We start from the raw sequence: 15832 nt of genomic DNA on the forward strand, positions 1-15832 counted from the left end.
GTAGGCGAGCACCGGAAACAGGGGAAATTGCAACTTGCAGGTCGGAACGGGCTTAATGTCGATCTGCCCCAGGGTGGTTCAGTCGGGAAAATGCTCGACATGCGTTTCCCCGGTCCGGCCCCAGTAGAGAGCCCGGCGGCCCGAAAAGGATACCAGATACCCCGCACATCCCGCTGTCATCGCCTTCATGCTGAACCTGGCATAGCTATAGTCGGGGCCGTTGGCCTGAGCCTCGGTGATAGCGGCCCGCAAGGCGATGACGTCCAGACGCTCGCCGATCACCGCGTCGATGCGGTTCGCGGATAGTTCGACACTCTCGCCCGACGGCAGATAATAGAAGGCGGTCGCGCGCGCATAATCGATCGCATAACGCTCGAAGCCTGCTGCCAGCAGGCGTCCGACCCCATCGGGAAAGGCGATGCTGTCGTCCTCGGCCCCGCGTAAACAGGCGAGCGCAACGGCTTTCTGCTCCTCGGTCATCCTCGCGATCCAAACAGCGCCGTCCCTACCCGGACATGCGTCGCGCCCAGCATCACCGCGGTCTCGAAATCGGTCGACATGCCCATGCTGAGCCCGGCCAGCCCGTGCCGCTTCGCCAGCTTGGCGAGCAGCGCGAAATAAGGCGCGGCTTCCACATCGAGGGGCGGAACCGCCATCAGCCCGGCAACCGGCAGACCGGCATCCTGCGCCCGCTTCAATATCGCGGGCAGGTCGGCGATCGCGCAGCCGCCCTTCTGATCCTCCTCGCCGATATTGACCTGGATGAAGCAATCGGGCCGCTTGCCCGCCGCATCGATCGCCTTCGCCAGCGCGTCGATCAGCGATGGCCTGTCGACCGAATGGATTGCATCGAACAGCGCTACCGCTTCGCGCGCCTTGTTCGACTGCAACTGACCAACGAGATGGAGCTTCACGGGCTTTTCGGCGAGCAGCGCCGGCCACTTGCCCTCGGCCTCCTGAACCCGGTTCTCGCCGAAGCTCGCCTGCCCCGCCGCGATCAGTGGCGCGATGGCGGCGGCGTCATGGGTCTTGGAGATCGCGATCAGTTCGACCTCGCCCGCCTTTCGCCCGGCTAGCCCCGCCGCATGGGCGATACGGGCATTGATGTCGGCCAGGCGGGCGGCGGCTGCGGTGTCGATATCGGACATGGGCTTCGCTATAGGTGCAGCGATGCCGCCCCGCCACCCCGAGCTTCCGCACCTGTGGATGATGACCGACGAGCGGCAGGGCGAGCGGCTATGGGCCGCGATCCGCAACCTCCCCCCCGGATCGGGAATCGTCTTCCGCCACAAGGCGACGGACAAGGCCGAACGGCGGCGGTTGTTCGACCGGGTCCGCCGGATCGCTCATGCCCGCGGACTCGTCGTCCTGCTCGCGGGCAAGGACCGCAAGGCGCGCCGCTGGGACGCCGATGGCGCGCATCATCGCCGTCCGCATGCGCCGCGCTACGGCACCGCACCGGCGCACGACCTGCGCGAGCTTCGCGCCGCCGAACGCTCGGGCGCGGCGGCGATCTTCCTGTCGCCGCTCCACCCGACCCGCTCGCATCCCGGCGCTCCCGCGCTCGGCCGGATGCGCTTCGCCGCGCTCGCACGCGCCACCCGCCTCCCCGTGATCGCGCTGGGTGGGATGGATCGAACGCGCGGTTATCAGGCGATGTTGATCGGTGCTTATGGCTGGGCCGCTATCGATGCGTGGAACGCCTAGCCAAGCACGAAAGACTGGCCGGGGATTTGGCTCAGGCTGTGGCGAAAATGGTGATTTCTGAGAACCGGAGCGCAGCGTACTTCAGTACGTGAGCACCGGAAGCGGAAGAAAGCGCCATTTGCAGCCCAGTCTGGGCCAAATCCCCGGCCAGTCTTAGAAGCGGAAGGCGGTTCCGATGTAGATCGCCTGGCTATCCCGGCGCTGATCGCTCTGCATGTCGAGGCGCTCGCGCTGCGACTTGTAGCGCAGGCCGCCCGACAGTTCGAGGTTCCGGGTGAGCGAATAGGAGCCGCCGAGGTCGACCGACAGCGCCTCGTCGGGACCGCCGATATTGCTCTGGCCGGTCGCGCGCTCGGCACCGAACAGCAGGCGGGTGCTCCACTTCGAGCCCGAATAGCTCACGCCGATATCGGCGAGTTCGCGGTTATCCGGCACCACGCCGCCATCGATCTTCGAGAAATCACCCGACAGCGCGAAATGCTTCCAGCCGAGCGACGCGCCCAGGCTATAGGCCGATGGCGCGAGGCCCGCATAGATGGTCGAGGGGTTGACCGCGACCATCGCCGCCGGGGCATTTCCGCCACGGTTGGCGCGCGCGCGGATCGCCACGGTGACGGCGCGCTTGCTGACGCCGCCGGAGGGCGTGAAGCGGAAGCTGGGTTCGGCAAAGCTGCCGCCGACGCGATCGAACAGCGCGGCCTGGCGCGGATCGGCGGCGACGGGCGCGAAGAAGCCGATCCCCTTAGCTTTCTTGCGGTCGATCTTGACCTTCGCCGCAGGTGCGGGCTTCGCGGCCAGGGTAGGCGAGACGAGCAGAAGCGATGCTGCAAGCGCAGCACCGATCAGCCTGATCTGAACCCCCTTAACCATCATCCTGCGTAACTCATTCTATTCTATGTAGTTGCCCGTAGCACCGCCGGTGAGTCGTTGCCATAGGCCTTTCGGCGAAAAACCGCGGTTGTTGCCCAAAACCCACAGGACTCACCAGGTGCGATAACGCAGCATCGTGCGAATCGCTTCATGACGTGCTTGCGGGGGCGGGCGGTACGTCTATAAACGGCGCACAAAGCCGAAATTGAGCTCCAAGGACCGCCCGAAAATGATCAGCACCCTTCGCACCGCGACTGCCATCGCCCTCGTCGCCGCGCTGGCGGGCTGTGGCGGCGGCAAGAACCGGGCGCAGCTCGCCTCCGACGTCGCGGCAGCCAAGACCACGACGATCGGCGTCAACGCCTATCTATGGAAGGCCTCGCTCGAGACGCTGAGCTTCATGCCGCTGCTCCAGAGCGATTCGAACGGCGGCGTCATCGTCACCGACTGGTATGTGAATCCCAACCAGCCGGCCGAGCGGATGAAGCTCACCGTCACCATCCTCGACGCCGATCTGCGCGCCGACGCCGTCCGCGTCGCGGCGCAGCGCCAGGTGCTCGCGAACGGCAACTGGGTCGACAGTGTGGTCCAGGCCGCGACCACCCAGAAGCTCGAGGACATCATCCTGACCAAGGCGCGCGACCTACGCCGCGCCACCATCGCCGGGTAGCACTTGTTTACCGCGATTTCCGAGTCGGCAGATGGGGTCCATCTGCCTCGAAATCGCTTGGGAGTTCCACCATCACCGTGAACGCGCGTTTCAACCATGTGAAGGCCGACGCGCACTGGCAGGGCATCTGGGAAAGCCAGGGCACCTTCCATGCGCGCGACGACAGCCCCAAGCCCAAAAGCTATGTGCTGGAGATGTTCCCCTATCCGTCGGGGCGCATCCATATGGGCCATGTCCGCAACTATACGATGGGCGACGTGCTCGCCCGTTTCCGGCGGATGCAGGGGCATGAAGTGCTCCACCCGATGGGTTGGGACGCCTTCGGCATGCCCGCCGAAAATGCCGCGATGGAAAAGAAGGTTCATCCCGGCGACTGGACCCGCGCCAATATCGCGGCGATGCGCGAGCAGCTGAAGCGCATCGGCTTCGCCCTCGACTGGAGCCGCGAGCTCGCCACCTGCGAACCCGATTATTATGGCCAGGAACAGGCCCTGTTCCTCGATCTCTATGCGGCGGGCCTCGTCTACCGCAAGGAATCGGCGGTCAATTGGGATCCGGTCGACATGACCGTGCTCGCCAATGAGCAGGTGATCGACGGGCGCGGCTGGCGCTCGGGCGCGCTGGTCGAGCGGCGCAAGCTCAGCCAGTGGTTCCTCAAGATCACCGATTTCGCCGACGATCTGCTCGACGGGCTCAAGACGCTCGACCAGTGGCCCGAAAAGGTCCGCACGATGCAGGAGAACTGGATCGGCAAGTCGCAGGGCCTGCGCTTCACCTTCCAGATGGACGCGCCGGCGGGCGATATCGACAGCTTCGAGGTGTTCACCACCCGCCCCGACACGCTGTTCGGGGCGAGCTTCGCCGCGATAGCCGCCGATCATCCGATCGCGCAGGCGCTGGCCGCCGGCAATGTCGCGCTGCAGGACTTCATCGCCGACTGCAAGCGCACCGGTACCGCCGCGGCCGAGATCGAGACCGCCGAGAAGAAGGGCTATGATACCGGCCTGTCGGTGGTCCACCCGCTCGACCCGAGCTGGAAGCTGCCGCTGTTCGTCGCCAATTTCGTACTGATGGACTATGGCACCGGCGCGGTGTTCGGCTGCCCGGCGCACGACCAGCGCGACCTCGATTTCGCCCGCAAATATGCGCTGCCGGTCAAGCGCGTCGTCGCCCCCTCGCCCGAGGACGCGGCCACGCCGATCCAGGACGAGGCCTATGTCGGCCCCGGCAAGCTGGTAAACTCCGCCTTCCTCGATGGCATGGCGGTTGAGGAGGCCAAGGCCGCGGTGATCGGCATCGCCGAGGAGAATGGCTGGGGCACCGGCACCACCGTGTGGCGGCTGCGCGACTGGGGCGTTTCGCGCCAGCGCTATTGGGGCACCCCGATCCCGATCATCCATTGCGAGGAATGCGGCCCGGTCGGCGTGCCCAAGGACCAGCTTCCCGTCGTCCTGCCCGAGGATGTCAGCTTCGACATCCCCGGCAACCCGCTCGACCGCCATCCGACCTGGAAGCATGTCGATTGCCCGAACTGCGGTAAGCCGTCGCGGCGCGAGACCGACACGCTCGACACCTTCGTCGATTCCTCCTGGTATTTCATCCGCTTCGCCAGCCAGCCCGACGACAAGCCGTTCGATCGCGCGGTCGCCGAAAGCTGGATGCCGGTGGGGCAATATATCGGCGGGGTCGAGCATGCGATCCTCCATCTGCTCTACGCCCGCTTCTGGACGCGCGCGCTCGAACGGATCGGCAAGATCGGGATCAAGGAGCCCTTCACCGGCCTGTTCACCCAGGGCATGGTGACCCACGAAACCTACAAGTCGCCCGATGGCCAGTGGCTGAGCCCCGACGAAGTGTCCGGCGGCAAGGTCATCGCCACCGGCGAACCCGTGACTCTGGGCCGCATCGAGAAGATGTCGAAGTCCAAGAAGAATACCGTCGATCCCGGCCCGATCGTCGATCAATATGGCGCGGACGCGGTGCGCTGGTTCATGCTGTCGGATAGCCCCCCCGAGCGTGATCTCGAATGGACCGAGAGCGGCATCGAGGGCTGCTGGCGCTTCGTCAACCGGCTTTGGCGCATCACCGATGCCTTGGAGGCGGGCGAAGGCGTCGACAAGGATCTCGACCGCAAGCTCCACAAGGCGATCGCCGGCGTCGCCGCCGATATCGAAGCGCTCGGTTTCAACCGCGCCGTCGCCAAGATCCATGAGCTCGCCAACGCGATCGAGAAGGCCGCGCCGTCGGCCAGCCGCAGCGCCGCCGCGCGCACGCTGGTTCGCCTCGTCGCGCCGATGGTGCCGCATCTCGCCGAGGAAGCCTGGGCGCGCCTGGGCGAATCCGGCCTCGTCGCCAATGCCGCTTGGCCCGATCATGATCCGGCGCTGCTGGTCGATGACGAGGTGACGATCGCGATCCAGGTCAACGGCAAGCTGCGTGACACGTTGACCGCGCCCAAAGGCATGGCCAAAGATGCGCTCGAAGCGATGGCGCTGCAGTCCGAGAAGGTCGCGAAGCTGCTCGAAGGCGCCGCCCCGAAGAAGGTGATCGTCGTGCCCGACCGGCTGGTGAACATCGTCGCATGAAGCGCCTGCTGACCTTGCTCGCGCCGGTCGCGCTGATCGCCCTGCTCCCGGGCTGCGGCCTGCGCCCGCTGTACAGCAGCGGCGGCGACGGCCCCGTCGCCAATGCGCTCAGCTCGGTCGAGGTCGCGCCGATCGGCGGGCAGCGCGGCTGGCTGGTGCGCAACGCGCTCAACGACCGGCTCCACCGCCAGAGCGAGGGCAATGCCCGCTACCGGCTCGAGGTCGAACTCGACGACAACATCATCGGCTTCGGCGTCCGGCAGGACAACAGCATCACCCGCGAGCGCCGCATCCTGCGCGCCCGCTATCGCCTGCTCGACGCTGCGACCGGCAGCGTGCTGCTCGACCAGAGTGCCGCGGCCGACGCCGGGATCGATGTCGCGGGGTCCGAATATGCCACCGCCGCCGCCGAACAGACCGCGCTCGAACGGCTGACCGAGACCCTCGCCGACCAGATCGTCGCGCGCCTCGCCACCTATGCGGGCCGCAGTGCGGGGCAGTGACACCCTGATATGAAGGCGGATGCGGGCCAGATTGCGCGCGCGCTCGACAAGCCAGATCCGGGGACGCGCCTATATCTACTTTATGGCCCCGATGAATCGGGCTCGCGCGCGCTCGCCGCGCGGATGGACAAGGCTCTCGGAGCCGATGCGGAGCGTATCGACCTGTTATCGAGCCAGCTCAAGGGCGACCCCGCCCTGCTCGCCGACGAGGCCGCCTCGATCTCGCTGTTCGGCGGCGCGCGGCACATCCGCGTCGATCCGGCCGGGGACGAGATCATCGAAGCCGTCGAGGCGCTGATGGAGGCGGCTTCGGCGGGCAATCCGGTGGTGATCGTCGCGGGTAATCTCCGCAAGGACGCCAAACTGGTGAAGCTCGCGCTGGCCTCACCCGCCGCGCTCGCCTTTGCCTCCTATCTGCCCGAGGGTCAGGCTGCCGATCGCGTCGCTGCCGATATCGCGCGCGACCATGGCCTGCGGCTCGAACCGCGCGCGGCGCAGGCGCTGGTCGCGGCGACCAATGCCGATCGCGGGCTGATGCTCCGCGAGATCGAGAAGCTCGCCTTGTTCCTCGACGCCTCGCCCGAAAATCCCAAGCCCGCCGACGCCGATGCGCTTGGCCAGATCGGCGCGGCGAATGACGAGAGCGACCTCAGCGCGATCGTCGACGCGGTCATGGGCGGCCGCCCCGAGCGCGCCGCCGCCGAACTGTCGCTGATCGGGGCCACCGAGGCGATCGGCGTCGTCCGTGCGCTGCTTCGCCGTCTGGCGCAGATCGCGCCGCTGCGCGCCGAGGTCGCGGGCGGGCAGAGCGTCGACGCGGTGATGGCGGGCGCGGGCCGGGGTATTTTCTGGAAGGATCAGAAAGTCGTAGCCGGGCTTCTTCAGCGCTGGACCCCCGACCGCATTGCCACCGCTACCACCCGCCTCGCCGCGCTCGAACGCGCATACAAACGTTCAGGAACCGCCGGTATGGTGTTGATCGGCGAGGAACTTCTCACCATCGCGCGGGCTGCCGCAGCCACCCGCCGCTAACCGTCAATGCGCCACTCAGCCTGCGCTGGGTGACGCAAATGAAGAAGTTCAGACGGGCTCGCAGCTTCCTGAGACGCCGTCTCAGATCGGCTCGCCGCTCAGCCGCTGGCAGACCAGGTCGAGCTGGTCGAGGGTCGAGTAGCTGACGCTGATCCGTCCCCCCCTATCGCCATGCTCGATCACGACCTTGAGACCGAGGATGTCGCCGAGCTGGCGTTCGAGCGCCTCGACATCGGCGTTGCCGCCGCCCGATTGCACTGTAGCTGCCGCCGGCTTCGCGGCCTTGTCCGGCGCCCTGCCCTCGCGCGCAAGGCGCTCGGTTTCACGCACCGACAGGTCGCCATCGACCACCTTCACGGCGAGCCCAACCGGATCGGGCGCGGTGATCAGCGCGCGGGCGTGGCCCATCGACAGCCGCCCGTCGGCGACCATGTCGCGCACCGGTTTCGGCAGGTCGAGCAGCCGGAGGAGATTGGCAATATGGCTGCGCGATTTCGCTACCAGCTTGCCGATGGCCTCCTGGGTGTGGCCGAAATCCCCGATAAGCCGTTGATAAGCCTCAGCTTCTTCGATCGCATTAAGATCCTGTCTCTGGATGTTCTCAACGATTGCGAGCTCGAGCGTGTCAGCGTCCGACAGCTCGCGGACGATGACCGGCACCTCGTGAATCTGCGCGCGTTGAGCAGCGCGCCAGCGGCGTTCGCCGGCGACGATCTGATATGCGCTGCTGTGCGGACTCGGGCGCACGACGATCGGCTGGATCAGCCCGCGCGCGGCGATCGACGCGGCCAGCTCGTCGAGCGCGGCATCGTCGAAATGGCGGCGCGGCTGTTTGGGGTTGGGCTCGATATGCCCGACCGAGATCAGCCGGACGCCTGCGGTGCGCGGCGCGGCGGGATCGATCGGTTGCTCGACCGCAGTCTCACCCATCAGTGCCGACAGGCCGCGTCCCAACCCGCGGCGGGGCGTATCAGCGCTCATGCTGCCTGCGCCGTCTTGGTGAGGCGGGTAATGCATTCGCGGGCGAGCGCGATATAGGCTTCGGAGCCGGGGCAGCGATGGTCGTAGATCAACGCCGGCACGCCATGGCTCGGCGCTTCGGACAGGCGCACATTGCGCGGAATCACCGTTTCGAACACCACATCCCCCAATACCGCGCGGACATCCTCCGCTACCTGTTCCGACAGCCGGTTGCGCCGGTCGTACATTGTCAGCGCCACTCCCAGGATCGACAGCCCCGGGTTGAAGCGCGCGCGCACCCGCTCGATCGTGGTGAGCAGCTGGCTCAGCCCTTCGAGCGCGAAGAACTCGCACTGCAGCGGCACCAGCATCATGTTCGCCGCGACCAGCGCGTTAACTGTGAGCAGGCCAAGCGATGGCGGGCAATCGATCAGGCAGACGTCCCAGCGCTGCTCGTCCTGCGCCAGTGCATTGTGCAGGCGATGGGTGCGGCGCTCGACCTCGATCAGCTCGATTTCCGACCCCGACAGGTCGACCGTCGCGGGCACTATGTCGAGCCGCGGCACCTTTGTCGGAATCACCGCCTCGGTCAGCGTGCAATCGTCGCGGAGCAATTCGTAGCTCGACTTGGCGCGCTGCGACTGGTCGATGCCGAGGCCGGTCGAAGCATTGCCCTGCGGATCGAAGTCGACAAGCAGCACGCGCCAGCCCGTCGCCGCCAGTGCGGTGGCGAGGTTGATCGCGGTGGTCGTCTTGCCCACCCCACCCTTCTGGTTGGCGATGGCGATGCGGATCATCGGCGGTCCCTCTTGGCCCTGGGCTGCACCTGCGACGCGGCGATGATCGCCGCTTCGGGATCGGTCAGGCTCTGCACGATCCGGAAGTCACCCTGCCATGAACCCGTGGCGGCTTCCAGTTCGGATGCTGCACTTCGCCCCTTCGGGAGCAGCCAATGGGTCCCGCCATGCGAAAAACGATGCGCCAGTGGCAGCAGCCGGTCTAGCGGAGCGAAGGCGCGCGCGCTGATCACGTCCTGCGCGCTGGCGTCGAGCATCTCGAGCCGCTTGCCTGCTACCGTCACCCGGTCGGCGATGTCCAGCGAATCGGCGATATACTGGAGGAAATCGATCCGCTTCCGCCGCGATTCGACCAGGGTCATGTGGAGCCCCGGCATCATCAGCGCGACGACGATACCAGGAAAGCCCGCCCCCGATCCAAGGTCGATCCAGCGCGTTGCATCTTGGGGGGCGAGCGGCACAAGCTGTGCCGAGTCGACGATGTGCCGTGCCCAGATATGATCGGCGGTCGACGCCGCGATAAGGTTCTGGCGGCTCATCTCGTCGATGATCAGATCGACGAGATGTTCAAGCCGATCCAATGTTCCACGTGGAACATGCGGCTCGAGCCAGGCGCGCGCTTCATCCTCGGTCATGCTGCGACGCTGCGGCGGGCGTGGACCATGATCGCGGCGAGCGCGGCCGGAGTGATGCCCCGGATGCGGCCGGCGGCGGCGAGATCGGCAGGCCGGGCACCGTTGAGGCGCTCGACCATTTCGTTCGACAGCCCGCCGATCGAACGATAGTCGGCGATCCCCGCCAGGCTGATCGCCTCGTCGGCGCGGAGCCGGGCAATCTCCAGATCCTGGCGGATGAGATAGGGCGCGTAGCGGCAATCCTGAATGATCTCATCAAGGACTTCGCGCGGTGATTCGGCAAGTTCGGGAAGCAGACTCACCACATGCTCGGCCCCGACTTCGCCGTAGCGCAGCCAATCCGACAGCGAACGCTTGGCGTGATCGGCCGCCACGGCCGCGCCCGTCCCCGCCATCTCGGCGGCCGTGATCGATCGCCCGTCAAGCGCGGCCCCGATCCGGGTCCGCGCCGCTTCCCACGCGACATGTACCGCGCGCCGCGCGGGAGAGATCGCGCCCAGCGCATCGGCCCAGCCCGTCAGCCGCGTATCCGCATTGTCGGCGCGGAGGCGGAGGCGATATTCGGCGCGTGCGGTGAGCATGCGATAAGGTTCGGAGACACCCTGCAAAGTAAGATCGTCGACCATCACCCCGATATAGCTCGTCGCCCGGTCGAAATGGATCTCGTCGCGGCCGGCGGCATGGGCCGCTGCGTTCATCCCGGCAACCAGCCCCTGTGCCGCCGCTTCCTCATAACCGGTGGTCCCGTTGATCTGCCCCGCGCAGAACAACCCTGGCAGCGCGCGCAGCGCGAGCCCGGCGGTCAGTGCCCGCGGATCGATATAGTCATATTCGACCGCATAGCCAGGCTGGACGATCTCGACCCGTTCGAGTCCCGGCACTGTTCGCAACATCGCGAGCTGGACGTCTTCGGGAAGCGAGGTCGATACGCCATTGGGGTAGATCAGATGATCGTCCAGGCCTTCGGGTTCGAGGAATATCTGATGGCCATCACGATCGCCGAACCGATGGACCTTGTCCTCGATCGATGGGCAATAGCGCGGCCCGACCCCTTGGATCATCCCCGAGAAAAGCGGCGAACGATCGAGCCCGGCGCGGATGACGTCATGGGTCGCCTGATTGGTGCGGGTAATCGCGCATGCGAGCTGCGGCACGGTCCGTCCCTCGGACATTGCCGAGAAGGTCCAATCGCTATCATCCGACGGCTGACGGTCGAGCGGCGCCCAATCGATCGTCCGCCCATCGAGGCGCGGTGGAGTGCCTGTCTTGAGCCGTGCGATCGGCAGATCGAGGGCGCGAAGCTGGTCGGCCAAGCCGACCGCCGCCGCCTCCCCTACGCGACCACCATCGCGGCAGTCCATACCGAAATGGAGCTTGGCGTTGAGGAAGGTCCCGGTCGCCAGCACCACCGCCCGCGCGGCCAATTGGCGGCCGTCGGCGAGGACGAGCCCCTGTGTTCCACGTGGAACATTACCGATGAGCAACCGCTCGGCCGAGCCTTCGATGATCTCGAGCATCGGCAACTCGGCGAGAAGGTCGTGGATCGCGGCTTTGTACAATTTGCGGTCGGCCTGGACGCGCGGACCCTGAACCGCTGCGCCCTTGCTGCTGTTGAGCATACGATAGTGGATCGCGGCCCGATCGGCCGCCCGAGCGATCAGTCCGTCGCAGGCATCGACCTCCCGAACCAAATGTCCCTTGCCGAGTCCGCCGATCGCGGGGTTGCACGACATTGCACCGATCATGTCGCGGCGCATGCTGACGAGCGCCACCCGCGCGCCCATACGCGCCGCCGCTGCCGCCGCCTCACAACCGGCATGGCCGCCGCCGACCACGATCACATCAAAGCTATCCGCCATGCGTGGGCGCTATCCCACCAGGCGATTTGAGTCAAAAATGTTCCACGTGGAACATCGTCATTTGCCGATGCAGAACCGTCCGAATAAGCCGTCTAGCATGTCCTCGGTGCCGGCCCTGCCCGTCAGACGATCGACCGCCGCGCGCGCCAGTCTCAAGGCTTCGGCGACCAGCACAGGATCTCGCTCGGTCTTGGCCAGCGTCAGAGCCTCGGCCGCTGCATCGATCGCCTCGCGCTGGCGCAGCGACAGAGCGGCTTCGTCTTCGCCGGGTAGCAGGTCAGCGGCGCGGCGCAGTAACAGCGCAATCAGCGCATCCATCCCTTCGCCACTGGCCGCGGATAACAGCAGGTCGTGCGCGCTCGGCGGGTGATCGACCCGATCACACTGTGCCCCGATCTTCAGCGCGCCTGGCGGCGCGTCATCAGGTTCACCAAGCCACAATATCATGTCCGCCGCCGCTATCGCCTGGGCAGCGCGATCGATGCCAATCCGCTCGACCTCATCATCGCCGCCATCGTGGAGACCGGCGGTGTCGATGAGCAGGAAAGGAACCCCGCCGAGCGCGACCGGCGCCTCGATCAGGTCGCGGGTCGTCCCGGCGATCGGGGTCACGATCGCCGCCTCGCGCCCGGTCAGCGCATTGAGTAGGGTCGACTTGCCCGCATTGGGCGGCCCAGCCAGGACGACCCGGATGCCGTCGCGGAGGCGCTCGGCCGAGGGCCGTCCGCGCCAGCGAGCGATGTCGGCAGACAGCGCTACGAGTTCGGCGGCGAATCCCGGATCAAGGGGCGCGACATCCTCTTCGTCGGCGAAATCGAGCTGGGCTTCGAGCCGCGCCGACAGCGACAGCAGCGTCATCTGCCAACCCTCGATCGCGCGGCTGAGGGCACCATCGGCGAGCAGCATTGCATTGCGGCGCTGCGCTTCGGTCTCGGCGGCGAGCAGGTCGGCCAGCCCCTCGGCCTCGTTGAGATCGATCCGGCCGTTCTCGAAGGCGCGGCGGGTGAACTCTCCGGCTTGCGCCGCGCGCAGGCCAGGGAGCCGCGCAAGCGCGCCGAGGACCGCGCTTGTCACCGCCCGGCCGCCATGGAGATGAAGCTCGGCCATGTCCTCTCCGGTGGCGCTGCCCGGGCCCGGTAGCCAGAGCAGCAGCGCACGATCGAGGGCCAAGCCGCTGTCGGGATCGGCGAGAGTTCGCAGGCTGGCCCGGCGCGGCGCGGGCCGCTTCCCCGCTGTCAGCCGGTCGAGCGCAGGTCCGGCGTCGGGCCCGCTGATCCGGACGACCGCCACCCCGGCGGGCGGTGCGCCGCTCGACAGGGCAAAGATCGTCGCGGGTTTACTTGCCGCCGCCGGAGGCACGGCTCATCTGATCGAACATGGTGCGCCACAGGTTCATCCCGGCCTCACCCATCGGATTCCAGTTACGCATCATCGTCTCGACATTGTCGGGAGTGATGCCTTCATCGATCATCTTCTTCAGCTTGTCGGTATAGGCCTCATGGACTGCGGTCATGTCGGGCAGCCCCATGAAGCGGCGCGCCTCCTCGGGCGTGCAATCGACATCGACCGTGACCTTCATGCCCGCCTCCGGAGAGATTGAAACCTGCGACACCATGGCTAGAGTCTCGGGCAGCGCGCGTCCATGACAAAAGCACTTATCCCCTCGCCGCTCGGGCCGGTCGTCATCGACGATGACGGTGCCCGGCTGCGATCGATTCACATCCTTGGCGATGGCGAAGCGTCCCCCATCGGGCTGGACGATCCCGCGACTGGTTCACTGGCCGCCGAGGCGGTTCGCCAGCTCTACGCCTATTTCGACGACAGCGATTTCCGCTTCGATCTCCCGCTCACCCCGGCGCCGAGCCTGCGCGGCGCAGCGCTGCGGGCGGCGATCGCCGCTATCCCGTCCGGCGAGACGCTCAGCTATGGCGCGCTGGCTCGCATCGCCGGCTCAGGCCCGCGCGCGATCGGCCAGGCCTGTGCGCGCAATCCCTTTCCCATCGTCATCCCCTGTCACCGGGTGGTAGGCAGCGGCGGCGCGATCGGCCATTATTCGGGCGGGCGCGGAGTCGTGACCAAGACATGGCTGCTCGACCATGAGCGTAGAGGAGGTTTGCTATGAAAAGTTTCACAGAAATCAATGTGTTGGATCATGGCGGTGAGGAATTTCTCGCTTATACTTCCCAGCCCGTTTCGACGCCCAAGGCTGCGATCATCGTCATCCAAGAGATCTTCGGGGTGAACGAGGGCATCCGCGCCAAATGCGACGAATGGGCGTCAAAAGGCTATCTCGCGATCGCGCCCGACCTGTTCTGGCGGATCCGCCCCGGCATCGAGCTGGACGCCGACGTTCCCGATCAGCTGCAGGAAGCTTTCGGCCTGTTCGGGCAGTTCGACCAGGAAGCCGGCATCCGCGACATCGAGGCAACGATCCGCGAAGCGCGCAAGATGGTAGATGGCGGCAAGGTCGGCGCGGTCGGCTATTGCCTTGGCGGGCGGCTTGCCTTCATGACCGCCGCACGTACCGACATCAACGCTTCGGTCGGCTATTATGGCGTCGGCATCGACGGGTTGCTCGGCGAGAGCCACGCCATCGCCCACCCGCTGCTGCTCCATATCCCGCAGGAGGATCATTTCGTCGGACCCGATGTGCAGGAAAAGATGCATGACGGGCTCGACGGCCATCCCAAGGTGACGCTTTACGACTATCCGGGGCTCGACCATGGCTTTGCCGCGCAGATGGGCAAGCGCCGTGACGAAGCGGGCGCCCAGCTCGCCGACAGCCGCACCGAAGCATTCTTCGCCCAACATCTCGCATGAGCGACTATCGGCTGATCGTCCGCGCCTTCGGCGGCCCCGAGCTGATCGAGGCCGAACCGATCACCGCCGGGCCCCTCGCGCCCGGCCAGGCGCGGGTCCGCCATAGCGCGGTCGGGGTCAACTTCATCGACACCTATCACCGCACCGGTCTGTATTCCCAGCCGCTTCCGGCGGGCCTGGGGGTAGAGGCCGCGGGCGTGGTCGAGGCGCTGGGCGAGGGCGTGACCGGGCTCAGCGTCGGCCAACGGGTCGGCTATGCGGTTGCGATGACGGGCGCTTATGCCAGCTGGCGCGACATCAGCGCCGAACGGCTCGTGCCGCTACCCGACGCGGTGAGCGACGAGATCGCCGCCGCCGTCCTGCTCAAGGGCATGACCGCGCATGCGCTGATGTTCGGCTGCGCGCGGATCGAACCGGGGCAAAGCGCGCTCGTCCATGCCGCCGCTGGCGGGGTCGGCCGGCTGCTGGTCCAGTGGCTCGCGGCGATCGGGGTCGACGTCATCGCGCATAGCGGCTCACCCGAAAAGGCGGCGATCGCCACCGGCCTCGGCGCGCAGCTGTCGCTCGTTTGCCCGCAGGAGGAGCTGGCCAAGGCGGTACGTGATGCGACCGGAGGGCGCGGCGTCGATGTCTCCTTCGACGGCGTTGGGGCAGCAAGCTTTTCGGCCTCGCTCGACGCGCTCGCGCCGCGCGGTCATCTCGTCAGCTATGGCAATGCCTCGGGCCCGGTGCCGCCGTTCACCCCGCTCGAGCTCGCCTCGCGCGGTTCTCTGTCGCTGACCAGGCCGCGGCTGTTCGACTATATCGCGACCCGCCCTGAGCTGGAGGCGACCGCCGCCGCCCTGTTCGCGATGATCGCCGCGGGCAAGCTCGACGTCGAGATCGGACTGCGCCTGCCGCTGCGGGACGCCGCCGAGGCGCATCGCGCGCTGGAGGGACGGCGGACGACAGGGTCGATCATCCTCACCCCGTGATCGTCGGGCCGCTGACGGCACTGCGCGGTTGGGCGCGGGCGCTGAAGAGGGATGTCGTCGCGCTCTGGATCGCCGCGCGCGACCCGCGCACGCCATGGCGCGCCCGGCTGCTCGCCGGGGCGGTCGCCACCTATGCGCTGAGCCCGATCGACCTCATCCCCGACGCGATTCCGGTGCTCGGCGTGCTCGACGACCTGCTGATCGTCCCCGCTGGCCTGTGGCTCGCGCTGCGCTGGGTGCCGCCCGCGCTGATGGCCGAATATCGTGCCGCCGCCCTTGACCGGGATAGGCCACGCAGCCGGATCGCCGCAGCGGTAATCATCCTGCTCTGGCTGGGCGCGATCGGCATCACCCTATGGTGGTGGCGCGGGCGCTGATCCCAAAAGAAAAGGCCCGCTCGCGCGGGCCTTTCCTCATTCG

Annotated in this window: 18 protein-coding genes; 9 read left to right on the forward strand and 9 right to left on the reverse strand. The window is 66.9% G+C overall.

Features of this window, described 5'->3' with window-relative positions; all coding sequences use genetic code 11:
• Positions 1 to 78 precede the first annotated feature (78 nt).
• Positions 79 to 480 (reverse strand): hypothetical protein, encoded by a 402-nt coding sequence (locus ASE00_RS18480; RefSeq protein WP_056383070.1) that lies wholly within the window; start codon positions 478 to 480, stop codon positions 79 to 81.
• A complete protein-coding gene (locus ASE00_RS18485) occupies positions 477 to 1148 on the reverse strand; it encodes a YggS family pyridoxal phosphate-dependent enzyme (protein WP_056383071.1) in 672 nt (223 codons plus the stop codon). Before ASE00_RS18485 ends, ASE00_RS18480 begins: the two co-directional genes overlap by 4 nt.
• A 22-nt stretch (positions 1149 to 1170) precedes the next feature.
• Between ASE00_RS18485 and ASE00_RS18490 the strand changes: the two genes are divergently transcribed.
• Positions 1171 to 1707: a thiamine phosphate synthase gene (locus ASE00_RS18490; protein WP_056383378.1), complete on the forward strand. Its 537-nt coding sequence runs from the start codon at positions 1171 to 1173 to the stop codon at positions 1705 to 1707.
• A gap of 153 nt (positions 1708 to 1860) precedes the next feature.
• Here the strand turns inward: ASE00_RS18490 and ASE00_RS18495 are convergent, their stop codons facing one another.
• Positions 1861 to 2580, reverse strand: coding sequence for a porin (locus ASE00_RS18495; protein ID WP_235538737.1), 720 nt, complete (start codon positions 2578 to 2580; stop codon positions 1861 to 1863).
• A gap of 226 nt (positions 2581 to 2806) precedes the next feature.
• On the opposite strand from ASE00_RS18495, the gene ASE00_RS18500 reads away from it, so the two are divergent.
• From ASE00_RS18500 to holA, 4 genes are all read left to right on the forward strand, one after another.
• The gene (locus tag ASE00_RS18500) at positions 2807 to 3247 is read left to right on the forward strand and encodes a DUF3576 domain-containing protein (RefSeq protein ID WP_056383074.1); all 441 of its coding nucleotides are present in this window, start codon (positions 2807 to 2809) and stop codon (positions 3245 to 3247) included.
• A 77-nt stretch (positions 3248 to 3324) separates the two neighbouring features.
• Positions 3325 to 5832, forward strand: coding sequence for a leucine--tRNA ligase (gene leuS, locus ASE00_RS18505; protein WP_056383076.1), 2508 nt, complete (start codon positions 3325 to 3327; stop codon positions 5830 to 5832).
• Positions 5829 to 6335: an LPS assembly lipoprotein LptE gene (gene lptE, locus ASE00_RS18510; protein WP_056383078.1), complete on the forward strand. Its 507-nt coding sequence runs from the start codon at positions 5829 to 5831 to the stop codon at positions 6333 to 6335. Before leuS ends, lptE begins: the two co-directional genes overlap by 4 nt.
• A 9-nt stretch (positions 6336 to 6344) precedes the next feature.
• A complete protein-coding gene (holA, locus tag ASE00_RS18515; protein ID WP_056383081.1) occupies positions 6345 to 7367 on the forward strand; it encodes a DNA polymerase III subunit delta in 1023 nt (340 codons plus the stop codon).
• 81 nt (positions 7368 to 7448) lie between these two features.
• Here the strand turns inward: holA and ASE00_RS18520 are convergent, their stop codons facing one another.
• From ASE00_RS18520 to ASE00_RS18545, 6 genes are read right to left on the reverse strand one after another with little or no spacing between them, the layout of a single operon-like run.
• A complete protein-coding gene (locus ASE00_RS18520; RefSeq protein WP_056383084.1) occupies positions 7449 to 8348 on the reverse strand; it encodes a ParB/RepB/Spo0J family partition protein in 900 nt (299 codons plus the stop codon).
• The gene (locus tag ASE00_RS18525; RefSeq protein ID WP_056383086.1) at positions 8345 to 9124 is read right to left on the reverse strand and encodes a ParA family protein; all 780 of its coding nucleotides are present in this window, start codon (positions 9122 to 9124) and stop codon (positions 8345 to 8347) included. The genes ASE00_RS18520 and ASE00_RS18525 overlap by 4 nt, the downstream gene beginning before the upstream one ends.
• Complete coding sequence (gene rsmG / locus ASE00_RS18530; protein ID WP_056383088.1) at positions 9121 to 9759, reverse strand: 16S rRNA (guanine(527)-N(7))-methyltransferase RsmG; 639 nt, start codon at positions 9757 to 9759, stop codon at positions 9121 to 9123. Before rsmG ends, ASE00_RS18525 begins: the two co-directional genes overlap by 4 nt.
• Positions 9756 to 11618, reverse strand: a complete 1863-nt coding sequence (gene mnmG, locus ASE00_RS18535) for a tRNA uridine-5-carboxymethylaminomethyl(34) synthesis enzyme MnmG (protein WP_056383090.1) — start codon at positions 11616 to 11618, stop codon at positions 9756 to 9758. The genes rsmG and mnmG overlap by 4 nt, the downstream gene beginning before the upstream one ends.
• A 57-nt stretch (positions 11619 to 11675) precedes the next feature.
• Positions 11676 to 12977, reverse strand: coding sequence for a tRNA uridine-5-carboxymethylaminomethyl(34) synthesis GTPase MnmE (gene mnmE, locus ASE00_RS18540; protein ID WP_056383092.1), 1302 nt, complete (start codon positions 12975 to 12977; stop codon positions 11676 to 11678).
• Entirely contained in the window at positions 12955 to 13197 is a 243-nt protein-coding gene (locus ASE00_RS18545) for a DUF6489 family protein (RefSeq protein ID WP_056383095.1), read from the reverse strand. Before ASE00_RS18545 ends, mnmE begins: the two co-directional genes overlap by 23 nt.
• A 63-nt stretch (positions 13198 to 13260) precedes the next feature.
• Between ASE00_RS18545 and ASE00_RS18550 the strand changes: the two genes are divergently transcribed.
• Genes ASE00_RS18550 through ASE00_RS18565 form a run of 4 tightly spaced genes read left to right on the forward strand, consistent with a single transcriptional unit; the run spans position 13261 to position 15789 of the window.
• Entirely contained in the window at positions 13261 to 13740 is a 480-nt protein-coding gene (locus tag ASE00_RS18550) for a methylated-DNA--[protein]-cysteine S-methyltransferase (protein WP_056383097.1), read from the forward strand.
• Complete coding sequence (locus tag ASE00_RS18555) at positions 13737 to 14438, forward strand: dienelactone hydrolase family protein (RefSeq protein WP_056383098.1); 702 nt, start codon at positions 13737 to 13739, stop codon at positions 14436 to 14438. Before ASE00_RS18550 ends, ASE00_RS18555 begins: the two co-directional genes overlap by 4 nt.
• Complete coding sequence (locus ASE00_RS18560; protein ID WP_056383101.1) at positions 14435 to 15412, forward strand: quinone oxidoreductase family protein; 978 nt, start codon at positions 14435 to 14437, stop codon at positions 15410 to 15412. Before ASE00_RS18555 ends, ASE00_RS18560 begins: the two co-directional genes overlap by 4 nt.
• Positions 15412 to 15789 (forward strand): YkvA family protein, encoded by a 378-nt coding sequence (locus tag ASE00_RS18565; protein ID WP_056383380.1) that lies wholly within the window; start codon positions 15412 to 15414, stop codon positions 15787 to 15789. Before ASE00_RS18560 ends, ASE00_RS18565 begins: the two co-directional genes overlap by 1 nt.
• The last annotated feature ends 43 nt before the right edge of the window (positions 15790 to 15832 follow it).

The sequence above is a fragment of the Sphingomonas sp. Root710 genome (assembly GCF_001429065.1).
Classification (GTDB): Bacteria; Pseudomonadota; Alphaproteobacteria; order Sphingomonadales; family Sphingomonadaceae; genus Rhizorhabdus.

Bases quoted from the DNA above. Each gene is read 5' to 3' on its own strand.
- rsmG (WP_056383088.1), bottom strand. From the start codon at position 9,759: ATGACCGAGGATGAAGCGCGCGCCTGGCTCGAGCCGCATGTTCCACGT.
- ASE00_RS18560 (WP_056383101.1), top strand. From the start codon at position 14,435: ATGAGCGACTATCGGCTGATCGTCCGCGCCTTCGGCGGCCCCGAGCTG.
- ASE00_RS18490 (WP_056383378.1), top strand. From the start codon at position 1,171: ATGCCGCCCCGCCACCCCGAGCTTCCGCACCTGTGGATGATGACCGAC.
- ASE00_RS18545 (WP_056383095.1), bottom strand. From the start codon at position 13,197: ATGAAGGTCACGGTCGATGTCGATTGCACGCCCGAGGAGGCGCGCCGC.
- ASE00_RS18495 (WP_235538737.1), bottom strand. From the start codon at position 2,580: ATGATGGTTAAGGGGGTTCAGATCAGGCTGATCGGTGCTGCGCTTGCA.
- lptE (WP_056383078.1), top strand. From the start codon at position 5,829: ATGAAGCGCCTGCTGACCTTGCTCGCGCCGGTCGCGCTGATCGCCCTG.
- mnmG (WP_056383090.1), bottom strand. From the start codon at position 11,618: ATGGCGGATAGCTTTGATGTGATCGTGGTCGGCGGCGGCCATGCCGGT.
- ASE00_RS18480 (WP_056383070.1), bottom strand. From the start codon at position 480: ATGACCGAGGAGCAGAAAGCCGTTGCGCTCGCCTGTTTACGCGGGGCC.
- ASE00_RS18500 (WP_056383074.1), top strand. From the start codon at position 2,807: ATGATCAGCACCCTTCGCACCGCGACTGCCATCGCCCTCGTCGCCGCG.
- ASE00_RS18485 (WP_056383071.1), bottom strand. From the start codon at position 1,148: ATGTCCGATATCGACACCGCAGCCGCCGCCCGCCTGGCCGACATCAAT.
- ASE00_RS18520 (WP_056383084.1), bottom strand. From the start codon at position 8,348: ATGAGCGCTGATACGCCCCGCCGCGGGTTGGGACGCGGCCTGTCGGCA.
- ASE00_RS18550 (WP_056383097.1), top strand. From the start codon at position 13,261: ATGACAAAAGCACTTATCCCCTCGCCGCTCGGGCCGGTCGTCATCGAC.
- holA (WP_056383081.1), top strand. From the start codon at position 6,345: ATGAAGGCGGATGCGGGCCAGATTGCGCGCGCGCTCGACAAGCCAGAT.
- ASE00_RS18525 (WP_056383086.1), bottom strand. From the start codon at position 9,124: ATGATCCGCATCGCCATCGCCAACCAGAAGGGTGGGGTGGGCAAGACG.
- ASE00_RS18555 (WP_056383098.1), top strand. From the start codon at position 13,737: ATGAAAAGTTTCACAGAAATCAATGTGTTGGATCATGGCGGTGAGGAA.